At 69.6% G+C, this 11773-nt stretch carries 8 protein-coding genes; 7 read left to right on the top strand and 1 reads right to left on the bottom strand.

Annotated features, from left to right (window positions below):
• Positions 1–47 precede the first annotated feature (47 nt).
• The 6 genes from AC1MBE_RS14145 (at position 48) to AC1MBE_RS14120 (ending at position 8492) form a co-directional block, all read left to right on the top strand.
• Positions 48–1148, top strand: coding sequence for a substrate-binding domain-containing protein (locus tag AC1MBE_RS14145; RefSeq protein ID WP_479779144.1), 1101 nt, complete (start codon positions 48–50; stop codon positions 1146–1148).
• A 256-nt stretch (positions 1149–1404) separates the two neighbouring features.
• Entirely contained in the window at positions 1405–2838 is a 1434-nt protein-coding gene (locus AC1MBE_RS14140) for an ABC transporter permease (RefSeq protein ID WP_479779143.1), read from the top strand.
• Positions 2839–2840: 2 nt separating this feature from the next.
• Positions 2841–3548 (top strand): ABC transporter ATP-binding protein, encoded by a 708-nt coding sequence (locus tag AC1MBE_RS14135; protein WP_479779142.1) that lies wholly within the window; start codon positions 2841–2843, stop codon positions 3546–3548.
• A gap of 27 nt (positions 3549–3575) precedes the next feature.
• Positions 3576–4646, top strand: coding sequence for a Gfo/Idh/MocA family protein (locus tag AC1MBE_RS14130; RefSeq protein WP_479779141.1), 1071 nt, complete (start codon positions 3576–3578; stop codon positions 4644–4646).
• Positions 4647–6633: 1987 nt separating this feature from the next.
• Entirely contained in the window at positions 6634–7956 is a 1323-nt protein-coding gene (locus AC1MBE_RS14125) for a serine/threonine-protein kinase (RefSeq protein ID WP_479782617.1), read from the top strand.
• A gap of 2 nt (positions 7957–7958) precedes the next feature.
• Complete coding sequence (locus tag AC1MBE_RS14120) at positions 7959–8492, top strand: mucin-associated surface protein (RefSeq protein ID WP_479779140.1); 534 nt, start codon at positions 7959–7961, stop codon at positions 8490–8492.
• 94 nt (positions 8493–8586) lie between these two features.
• Here AC1MBE_RS14120 and AC1MBE_RS14115 read toward each other — a convergent pair whose 3' ends face one another.
• Positions 8587–10800 carry a catalase gene (locus tag AC1MBE_RS14115; protein WP_479779139.1) on the bottom strand — a complete coding sequence of 738 codons (2214 nt, stop codon included), beginning with the start codon at positions 10798–10800 and terminating at the stop codon, positions 8587–8589.
• 284 nt (positions 10801–11084) lie between these two features.
• Between AC1MBE_RS14115 and AC1MBE_RS14110 the strand changes: the two genes are divergently transcribed.
• Entirely contained in the window at positions 11085–11687 is a 603-nt protein-coding gene (locus tag AC1MBE_RS14110) for an SRPBCC family protein (RefSeq protein ID WP_479779138.1), read from the top strand.
• Positions 11688–11773: the final 86 nt, after the last annotated feature.

Genomic DNA, 11773 nt, shown 5'->3' with positions numbered 1-11773 from the left:
CGAACCCCTGATTCTCCGAACACCATCTATAGAAAGTGAACCAAGCAATGCAAATGATTGGTAAAGCAGGAAAGGCAGCAGCGATCGCTGCTATTGCGGCACTGGCGCTGACAGCCTGCGGCCGTTCCGACAGCGGAACTTCCGGTGGCGCCAGCGGCGGCGGCGAGGCGTTCCCCAAGGACTCCTCGATCGGCGTCGCACTCCCCCAGAAGACCAGCGAAAACTGGGTGCTGGCAGAGAAGCTGTTCAACGACGGCCTCAAGGGTGCCGGGTTCAAGGCAGATGTGCAGTTCGCCAACGGCGGCGTCTCGGAACAGCAGAACCAGATCAGCGCCATGGTCACCAAGGGTGCCAAGGTCATCATCGTGGGTGCCATCGACGGCGCCCAGCTGGGCACCCAGCTCAAGCAGGCCAAGGACGCCGGCGCCACCATCATCGCGTACGACCGTCTGCTCCTGAACACCCCCAACGTGGACTACTACGTGGCGTACGACAACTTCAAGGTCGGCGAGCTGCAGGGCCAGGCCCTGCTGGACGGCATGAAGGCCAAGAAGCCCGAAGGCCCGTACAACATCGAACTGTTCGCCGGTTCCCCCGATGACGCCAACGCGAAGGTCTTCTTCGACGGCGCCATGAAGGTGCTCCAGCCGAAGATCGACGACGGCACCCTCGTGGTCAAGTCCGGCCAGAAGTCCTTCAACCAGGCCGTTACCCAGGGCTGGAAGGCAGAGAACGCGCAGCGTCGTGCCGACACCCTGCTGAACAGCAACTACGCCAGCGCTGCGCTGGACGGCGTGCTGTCCCCGAACGACACGCTGGCCCGCGCGGTCCTGACCTCGGTCAAGGCCGCCGGCAAGCCGTTGCCGATCATCACCGGCCAGGACTCCGAAGTTGAGTCCGTGAAGTCGATCATGGCCGGTGAGCAGTACTCCACCATCAACAAGGACACCCGCAAGCTCGTCGAGCACGCGATCACCATGGTCAAGGACATCCAGGCCGGCAAGACGCCTGAGATCAACGATGACAAGTCCTACAACAACAAGGTCAAGACCGTCCCGGCGTACCTGCTGGAACCGGTCATCGTGACCAAGGAAAACGTCAAGACGGCCTACGTCGACGATCCGGTACTCGGACCGATCACCAAGTAGCCTGACGCTCCAACACCTGGGCCCCGGCTCCCCCGCAAGGGAGGGCCGGGGCCTTTTTTGTGTCCCGGCCCGGCTGCGGCGTCGACGACGGGCCGGGTTGCGGCGCGCGGGCCACGCCCGACGGCGGGCCGCCGCTGCGGCGGCCTTCACCTTCACAGCGGATCCACAGCATCGGCCGGACGTTCGCACAGCCGCCGGTACCAGTGTGGGAGCAGCCGCCGGCCAAACCGTCCGGCGCCAGATCCCTAGGAGTACCGTGAGCGTCCTTGCCCGGAGTGTAGGCAACGCCTTTCGAAACAAGGTCAGAACCGCCGCCGTCGTCGCCGTCCTGGCCGTGGCCATCGGCCTTGCCCTGGCCATGCTGGTGGCCAACCAGGCAGTCACCGGCAAGGTCGCCGAACTGAACGCCTCCATGGGCACCGTGCTGACCGTCAATCCGGCCGGCGGCCAGGGCTTCGAAGGCGGCGGCGAGCCGCTGACCGCCGCGCAGGCAGCGACCGCGGCCGCGGTGCCCAACGTGAGCAGCGTCGTTGGCACCAAGGCGCTGCGCCTGAGTAACGCCACCGCAGCGGCCGGTCAGGCCGGGGGCATGCCGGGCGGTCCCGGCGGGCGGTCAGCCACCACGGTGACCACGAGCCTCACGGCTGCCATCGACGCCGGCACACTTGGCAACCGCAACCAGGCCTCGACCGGGACCGGCGGCGGCAGCACCGGCGGCACGGGCCAGGCGGCGCCTGTGTTCTCCCTCCCTGTCACCGCTACCGGTATCGGCGCCGAGGTAGACGCCACGGGCAAGGCACTGGAGCTGACGCAGGGCACCGGTCTGGGCGACTACAACGCCGCGTCCATGAAGGCCCTCCTGGGTACCACGCTGGCTGAGAAGAATGGCCTGAGCGTGGGCTCGACGTTCACCATCAAGGACCAGAAATTTACCGTTGCGGGCCTGTTCGACGCCGGCACGGCCTTCGGCAACAACGCCCTCTACCTGACCTTGCCGACGGCCCAGACCCTTGCAGCTTTGCCCGGTGAACTGTCCGCGATGATCGTGACCGTGAACAGCATGGACAACGTCGATGCCGCCAAGACTGCCCTGCAGTCTGCGCTCGGCGCCGGCAAGGCCGACATCAGCCAGGGGCAGCGGGGCCTGCAGACGGCCGTTAGCTCGCTGGGCAGCGTCAAGAGCATCTCCTTCATCGCCTTTGCCGCAGCCCTTGGAACCGCGGGCCTGATCATTCTGCTGATCATGGTCATGCTGGTCCGTGAGCGCCGCCGCGAAATCGGCGTACTCAAGGCCATCGGCGCCCCCAACCGCACGATCGGCCTGCAGTTCGTGCTCGAGGCCCTCGTGCTCGTGGCCCTCGGCAGCGTGGTGGGCGCCACGGTCGCATCCTTTGCCAGCGGCGGCATCGCCTCGGCACTGATCAGCTCCAACAGCACCACCGCGGCGACCACCGGCCAGCGCGGCCCCGGCGGCGTCGGGTTCCCGGTCGGCGTCGGGTTCCCCGGCGGCGGTGCCGGCAACCCCTTCGGCGGGGCCAACCAGCTGCTGACCTCCGTCACCGCGAGCGCCTCGCCCGGCGTCATCGCCGCGGGCATTGCGGCGGTGTTCGGCGTCGCCATCCTCGGTGCGCTCGTCCCGGCGCTGCTCACCGCCCGCATCCGCCCCATCGAAGTCCTCCGAGGAGAATAGCCATGATTGAAGTCAAGAACCTGGTCCGCACCTTCAAGTCCGGCGACCGCACCATCAAGCCGGTCAATGACGTCAGCTTCGCCCTCGAACAAGGCACCCTCGCCTCGATCGTGGGCAAGAGCGGCAGCGGCAAGAGCACGCTGCTGTCGCTGCTAGGAGCCCTCGACAAGCCCACCAGCGGCGACGTGCTGGTGGATGGCGTCAGCCTGGCCGGCATGCCGGACGGGAAGCTGACCCAGTACCGGCGCGGGGACATCGGTTTCGTCTTCCAGCAGTTCAACCTCATCCCCAACCTGTCGGCCGTGGACAACGTCATGCTGCCGATGGAATTTGCCGGCATCCGCAAGGCAGCACGGCTGGAGCGGGCGAGGCAGCTGCTGGAGCAGGTGCAACTGGACCCGGACAAGCATGTGCGGCGGATCAACCGGCTCTCCGGCGGCGAACAGCAGCGCGTGGCCATTGCCCGGGCCCTGGCGAACGAGCCCAAATTGATCCTGGCGGATGAACCCACCGGGAACCTGGACGAGCAGACCGGCGAGCACATCATCGAACTGCTCAGTGCCTTGAGCCGGGACCACAACACCACCATCCTCGTGGTCACCCACGACCGCGCCCTGGCCAACAAGACGGACCGGCGCTTCCGTCTGCAGCAGGGCCGGCTCACCGAGGAGACCGCGAGGAACCGCGCGACGGCGGGAACCGCCGGGTAGACCGGGCGCGGGTGAGAGGATGGCATCATGACTGCCCCCATCGCCAAGCCCTGGCTGTCCAGCCAACCCGACCAGGATCCGCGGACCGCCACCGGAGCCAGGCTGCGGTGGGGCGTGATCGCCACCGGCGGGATCGCCGCCGGCGTGACCCGGGACCTGGAGCTGCTCTCCGATGCCGAGCTGTACGCGGTGAGCTCACGCAGCCAGGCTGCGGCCGATGCGTTCGCGTCCGATTACGGCTTCGCCAGGGCCTACGGCGACCAGGACGGCGTGGCCGGCTACGAACGGCTGCTCGCCAACGACGCCGTCGACGTCGTCTACGTCGCCACGCCGCACGCCCACCATCACGAAATAGCCCTGGCAGCGCTGCAGGCCGGCAAGCACGTCCTGTGCGAGAAAGCCCTCACGGTCAATGCCCGGGAGGCCGCCGAACTCGTGGAGCTGGCACGGGACAAGGGCCTGTTCCTGATGGAAGCCATGTGGAGCCGGTTCCTGCCCAGCATGCAGCGGGCCTTCGAGATCGCGGCCTCGGGCGAGATCGGCGAGGTCAAGTGGGTGGGGGCCGACCTGGGTTTCCCGGCCCCCTACTCCCCCACCTCCCGGCTCTGGGCGCCCAGGGACGGCGGCGGCGCCCTGCTGGACATCACCATCTACCCGCTGCTGTGGGCGCTGGGCACGCTGGGGTTCCCACAGACGGTCAGTGCCACTGGCTGGATCAACGACGACGGCGTGGACGCCCAGAACGCGCTGACCCTGGGCTACCACCACGGTGCGCAGGCGCAGCTGACGTCCTCGCTCCTTGCCCACGGTCCGCGCGCCGCCACCGTCGCCGGCAGCGAGGGCTTCATGCAGAGCCTGGGGTCCGTCAGCAACCCCAAGGAACTCGTGGTGCGGGTCGGCTTCGAGGAGCCGCGCACCGAGCAGTTCAGTGTGGTGGGGCGCGGCTACAGCTACGAACTCCGCGAAGTGACCCGCTGCATCCAGCAGGGGCTCACCGAGAGCCCGGTCATGCCGCTGGAGGATTCCCTGAACACCATGCGGTTGTTCGACGGCGTCCGCGCGCAACTCGGGGTGAGCTACCCGAACGACGTGCGCTGACCTAAAACCCGGGCCCGTCGGCCCCAATTCGCGCTGCGCTATGGACTCGCCCCGGCCCCCGGACTTACGCTGTAGACCAATCGTCGATAGCTTTCGGGGAGGTGTGTTGCGCATGGAATTTGCCGCAAGCCCTCTCCGCCCGCACCCTCTCCACGTTCGCCGCTATCTGCGGCGGGGGCTCCTGGCGGTGGGGGCCGGGCTGACCTGGCTGGCACTGTCGGCGGCCCCGGCAAACGCCGGGGAACTCACGGTTTCCAGCGCGGTTCCGGTGCCTGGCTCGGCCGTGGTGACCATGATCCAATTGCCGAAATCCGATGATCCGCTGGCGCCCAGCCCGGTGGCCCAGTCGCCGGATGCCCCCTCCCAGCCCGCCGCCGGCCCCGATCCTGTTCCGGTTCCGGCGCCCGTTGCTGATCCGGTTCCGGCGCCCGTTGCTGATCCTGTTCCTGCCGAGCCTGTTTCTTCCCCGGTTGTTCCCCTTCCCGACCCGTTGCCGCTGCTGCCGGTCGGGCAAATGGATCTGGTCCCGCAGGTTGTTGAGGCCCCGGTCCCCGTCCCCCCGGCCTCGGAGCCGGCGGCCGTGCCTCCGGCGGCGCAGCCGGAACCGGTCCCGCAGGTTGTTGAGCCCCCGGTCCCCGTTTCCCCGGTTTCGGAGCCGCCGGTCCCCGTTCCCCCCGCACCGGAGCCGGTGTCAGAGCCTGCCCCCGGTCCCGGGCCCGTCCCGATCGGCGACCCTTCGCCGCCAGCCGTTGATCCCGCCGTTCCGGTAACGAGTCCCGATCCGGACTCCGCCCCCTTGCCCGGCACCGAACCCGGCACCCAGCCTGTTCCCGAGCCAACGCTTCCGACGGGTGACCCGGCCCCCGGTACTGTGCCGCCGGCGACGCCGCCCGCGGTGGTCCCGCCCGTCCCCACCCCCGTGGCCAGCCCGGGGACCAGTCCGGGGACCAGTCCCGTTGCCGGTCCTAACGCTCCAGCGGCTGCTCCGGCACCGCGCGTCCTGCCCCGGAGCACCGTAGCTGCTGCCTCCCCGGCGGCTGATCCTGCGAGGGCACTCAGCACGGACGCCGGAGGACAGCCGCGGCGCCTTGCCGGCATGGACGTTCAGCCTGCAGCGCTCCCCGGCGGCCTTGCCTTCCTCGCCCTGCCGATACACGGGGGCCCGCTGAGTCCGCCCGTTGACCTGGCCACTGGCGGAAACCCCGCTCCGGTCCACCCCCGGTCCTCTGGAGACGGCGCCCCTGCGGCGCCCACCGGCGGCGACGACGGGCCCCGCCCGTACGGCGGCGGTCCCGGCCTGCCGGCGCCGAACGCCCTGCCTGCGGCGCCCGGGTCAGCTTCCGGCGGCGGGTCCGCGTCCAGCGGGCCCTCCGGCGCTGCTGCGTTGACCCCCAGCGCGTTCTTCCTCATTCCGCCCATGGGCACCGATCCCATCAGCGGCCCTTTACAGCACGTCCATCCGGCTGATTCCGCCGATCCCGGGTCTTCTCCTGACTAGTCGGGCCGTCCTCTGCCATTTTCCTGCGCAGAGCACGGTCCTTCGGGTTGCCATGTGCGCCCGCCACCAGTCATTCAGGAGCTTTCCCCATGGACACCACCCTCCGCGTCCGGCCAACCACCACCGCCACCCCCGCTAGGCGCACCGTCTCAGTGCCCCCGACGGCGGGCCCGGCGGCCGTAAGCCGCGCGTTCCTGCCGCAGCACCCCACCCCCGCGATAGCCCCGGCCGCGGGACGCCCGCCCTAACCGCGGGCGCTCCCGTCCAGGTCCATTACCGCCGGAGCGAAGTCGTTGGGTCCGCTGGGGGATTCAACGGCTCCGCGGGCTCCGGCGGGAACCGATCCCTTCCCGTGAAAGGTGGAACTGCAACCACAGATGACCGTGATGAGAGGCGGGTGCCGGGCTGCCCCCGATGCCGGAACCCGATACCCGCACCCGTATTATTCTTTAGGGACGCCACCGAGGCGCCAGGAAAAAGACGGGGAATATCGTGGACGCTTCACCCAGTAAGGTCACGACCGAGATCCTCGGCGGCCGCTACCGTCTGGGCGATGTGATCGGCCGGGGCGGTATGGCGTCCGTTTACTCGGCCCGGGACGAGAACCTGGGCCGGGAGGTCGCGCTCAAGCTGTTCGCGCCGCAGACCGCGGATGCTGACGAACTCAAACGCCAGCAGGCCGAGATCGAACTGCTGGCCACGCTCAACCATCCGAGCCTGGTCACGCTCTTTGACGCGGGCACTGACACCCGGGTCCCGGACGAGCCCAGGCCGTTCCTGACCATGGAGTTGGTGGACGGCCAGGACCTGCGGAGCCGGATCCGGCACAGCCCGGTCCCGTTCGACGAGCTTGCCGTCATCGGCGCAGGCCTCGCCGACGCCCTTGCCTACGTCCACTCGCTCGGCATCATTCACCGCGACATCAAGCCGGCCAACGTCCTGCTGGTGCAGGTCCGGCCCGGCGAACCGCTGCGACCGAAACTGACCGACTTCGGCATCGCCCGGATCGTGGACGGGACCAGGCTTACCGCCACCGGCACGATGGTGGGAACCGCGGCGTACCTCAGTCCCGAGCAGGCCCGCGGCGCGGACATGGGTCCGGCGAGCGACATCTACTCGTTGGGACTGGTGCTGCTGGAATGCATCAAGGGCTCCGTGGAGTACCCCGGAAGCGCCGTCGAGTCAGCTGTGGCCCGGCTGCACCGGGCCCCCGTGGTGCCGGACGGCGTTCCGGCCGAATGGGCGCAGCTGATCCGGGCAATGACGGCGTTGGACCCCTTGGACCGGCCCGCAGCCGCCGACTTGGAAGTTGCCCTGCGCCATGCCCTGGTGTCGCCTGACTCCCTGCCCGGCCCCCTGGCCGAGGAGCGGACCCGGGTACTGCCTGCCCCACCCGCCAGGCCGCCGCTTTCGGCTTCCGCCGCGGGGGTTACCGCACCGGTGAATCCCCCGGACGCCCTCCACCACACCGCGCAGGACACGGCGCAGGACACGGCGCAGGACACCGCGCAGGAGCCGGCGCAACCCGCGCCCACCGGAGCCGGCACGCCGGGCCGGCGCGCCTTGGCCCCGGACGCCGCCAGCCGACGGGTGCGCCGCACAGGCGCCCTGTCCCGCACGGCCGCAGGATTCCGGCGGTCCCGCCGCCGCACCAAGGCCGCCGTGATCCTGGCCCTCGTAGCCCTTCTGGCGGCGGTCGCCGTCGCCTTCTCCCTGGCCACGCCGAAGCCGCCCGCCGTCGTCCCCTACCCGGCCGTCACCGGCAACCTGGGTGAGCACCTGAAACAACTGCAGAAAAGCGTGGAACCATGATCATGAGTAAGCGGCGTCGCACTCTGGCTATAGCCGGCCCCCTGGTCGCTGCGGCGCTGATCGCGGGCTCGCTGTCCGGATGTGCGGGGCCAGCTCCGGACCTGGACGGCGCCGCCGCACGCCAGCTCCAGTCCCAGGTCCTGGCCGTCACCGAAGCGGCCGCCACCGAGGACACCGCGGCCGCGCTGAAACTGCTGGATGAGCTGGCGGCCCAGCTCGACACCGCCGCCGCGGACGGCCAGGTGTCGTTCAAACGCCACCAAAGCATCACGGCCGCCATCGATGCCGTCCGCGCCGACCTCACCGCCAAGCAAGCGGCGGCTGCCAAGGCCGCGCGGGACGCCGCCGCGGCGAAGCAGGCCGCCGCCGACAAGGCAGCGGCTGCAGCCAAAGCAGCAGCCGACGCCAAGGCGGCCGCCGCAGCCCGGGCCGCCGCAGCGGCCGTGGCGCCCGCGCCCGCTCCCGCCCCGGCACCCGTGAACAACGCGCCGGGCGGAAAAGCCAAGGGCAAGGACAAAGGCAAAGGCGGAGGCTAACCGCCCCCGCCCTGCGGATCCCCGGGCACCGGAGGTTTTTGACCCCCGGCGCCCCTGAGCCTTAGCGCCCCGGCGCTAGTCCGGCACCCGGTCCCTAGGCGCCCACGGCCGGGAACCGGTCCCAGGCCCGGTGCGCCGCCAGCAGCTCAGTGAGCCGGGGCACCACATCCGCGGGCGCCTCCCCCAGTGCCAGTCCGGCGGCATCCTGCGGGATGCTCGCCGCGTCCAGGACGCTGCCGGCTTCTCCCCAGCCGCCGATTGCCTTGGAGTGCCGGAACAGTTCGGCGAGGAGCAGCACCAGCCGCGGGTCGACGGCGGCACCCGGCTCGCCCGCCTTGGCGTCCCGGCCCGCCGCCGCATCCTTCGCCGGCGCACCCGAGCCCGCCAGCAGGACGGCGTCGAACTCGGTGGAGCGCGCGGTGAGGTAACTGCGCTGGACCGGGATCCCGCCGTCGGGCCCGCCCAGAAACCCGCCCGACGGCGCGATCACCAGCGGCACGATGCCAGCGGCATTCAACGCCTCCCGGGCCGCCTGGACGGAGTCGAGGTCGCTGTCCGCGTCCGCGACGATCCCGACCACCCGGCCTGCCACCGGCCAGCTGCCGCCCAGCTGCGAAACCGCCGGGCTCGGGGCCGTGTCCGGGACCTCTTCGCTGGCTGCGGGGGCGTCCATTCCCAGCCCCGCCGCCACCGCCGCACACAGGCCGGCGTCGATGTTCGCGAGCGCCAGCAGCTGCCGCTCACGGATCGCCTGCTCGCGGCATTTGCCCAGTTCAAAGGTGTACGCCTGGATCACGTGGTCCTGCTCCACCGGTGTCAGGCTGCGGAAGAAGAGGCGGGCCTGGCTGTAGTGGTCGTCGAAGGAGGCCGGGGACTTCCGTTCCTTCACGGCTGCCGCGAGTTCTTCCGGCACATCGATGAAGGCGCCGACGTCGGCCCCGGCCAGGAAGGGGCAGCCGCCGTCCAGGGAGTTCGGGTGGTACGGTGCGGCCCCGCCGTGGACCGCCGTCTGGTGCATCCCGTCGCGCAGCATGTCGTTGACCGGTGCGTGCGGACGGTTGATCGGCAGCTGGCTGAAGTTGGGCCCGCCCAGCCGGCTGATCTGCGTATCGATGTAGGAGAAGAGGCGCACCTGCAGCAGCGGGTCGTTCGTGACGTCGATCCCGGGCACGAGGTGGCCGGGGTGGAAAGCGACCTGCTCCGTCTCGGCGAAGTAATTCACCGGGTTGGCGTTGAGCGTCATCAGGCCGATCGGCTGCACCGGGGCGAGCTCCTCGGGGATGAACTTGGTGGGGTCCAGCAGGTCGATGCCCTCGAAGAACTCCTCCTCGGTGTCCGGGAAGACCTGCACGCCCAGTTCCCACTCCGGGAAGGCGCCCGCCTCAATGGCATCGGCAAGGTCCCGCCGGTGGAAGTCCGGGTCCATGCCGTTGATCAGCTGCGCTTCCTCCCAGACGAGCGAGTGCACGCCCTGCTTGGGCTTCCAGAGGAACTTCACCAGGCTGGTCTTGCCCTCGGCGTTGACGAAACGGAAGGTGTGGACGCCGAAGCCCTCCATGGTGCGGAAGGAGCGCGGCAGGGCACGGTCGGACATGTTCCACATGGTGTGGGCCTGCGCCTCGGTGTGCAGCGAGACGAAATCCCAGAAGGTGTCGTGCGCGCTCTGGGCCTGCGGGATTTCCCGGTCCGGATGGGGTTTGCCGGCGTGGATGATGTCCGGGAACTTGATGCCGTCCTGGATGAAGAACACCGGGATGTTGTTCCCAACGAGGTCGAACGTGCCTTCGTCGGTATAGAACTTCGTGGCGAAGCCGCGGGTGTCCCGGACCGTGTCCGCAGAGCCCCGCGAGCCGAGCACCGTGGAGAAACGGACGAAGACCGGGGTCTCAACGTCCTTGGCCAGGAAGCCGGCGCGGCTGATCTTGGCGGCCGTGCCGTAGGAGCGAAAGACGCCGTGGGCGCCGGCCCCGCGCGCGTGGACCACCCGCTCCGGGATGCGTTCATGGTCAAAGTGGGTGATCTTTTCACGCAGGTGGTGGTCCTGCAGCAGCACGGGGCCACGGCGGCCGGCCTTCAGCGAGTGGTCCGTGTCGCCGAGCCGGAGCCCCTGCGCGGTGGTCAGGTAGGGCCCGGACTGTGCCCGCGAATGGACCGGGGCGCCGGTGGGGGTGCCCGTCGGCGACACGGCTTCGGGTCCTCGCTGGTCCGGTTTGGGCGGCAACGGTTCGCGGGGAGTGGTGGGTTCCTTCACGGCCGGCGGCTCAGCCGAGACGGCGCCCGGAATGTTGATGTTGCTCTCGTCGCGCATGGGATTGCTCCTCGGGGTAGGCAGTCCTGGCCCGGCCGTCCGGGGCAAACGGCACCCCCGGGGGCAGAAGCTAAGCTTGCTTAGCACCCTAGGTGAGATACTGGCGGCTGACAACCGCTGTCCGGCGACTTTCCCTCTCCGGGAGATCCGGCTAGCTTGGTCAGTCAGGCCGGAAACGGCCTGACGTTTTCGAAAGCAGTCTCCGACCACTCGTACCACCTTGTACCGTCCGTTGACACGAGGCGCAGGCAGCAGACCTGCCAGCCGAAGGAGTGAAAGCAAGCATGGCAACAGTCCAGGAATCCATCGCGGTGAACGTCCCCCTGAGCCAGGCCTACAACCAGTGGACCCAGTTCGAGGATTTTCCGCAGTTCATGAGCGGCGTCGACGCCGTCCGGCAGCTCGATGACACCACCGTCCATTTCGAGACCAGCATCGGCGGGGTCAAACGCGACTACGACGCCCGGATCACCAGCCAGGACCCGGACCGGCAGGTGTCCTGGGAAAGCCTGGACAGTCCCCGCAACGCGGGCACCGTGCGCTTCGCCGAGCTCGGGCCGGCGGAGACCAGGGTCGACGTCGAACTCAGCTGGGAGCCCGACTCCGCCACCGAGAAAATCGGCGCAGCGGTTGGACTGGACTCCCGGCAGGTGGGGGCGGACCTGCAGCGGTTCAAGAAGTTCATCGAGGGCCGCGATTTCGAGACCGGCGCATGGCGCGAGCGGGTGAACAACGGGGAAGCGGACGTCCAGCCCGGCGGCCTGACGCCGGTCACCGACCCGGACTACGACGTGCTGGGCACCGGCGCGCCGCTGGACGCGGACCCGGATCTGGCCACCGAACCGGCCAGTGAGGCAGGCGGGGACCGCCGGATTTCCGACCGCTAGGCAGTTGCCGGCCGCTACGCACAGAGCCGGCCGCTAGGCACTTGACGGGCGCGGCGGACGACGGCGGGGCGCACCGCCGCCGCCGT

The organism is Arthrobacter sp. BG5, from assembly GCF_056680155.1.
Note: the sequence above shows the minus strand (reverse complement) of the source record. Positions and strands in the feature narration are given on the sequence as shown.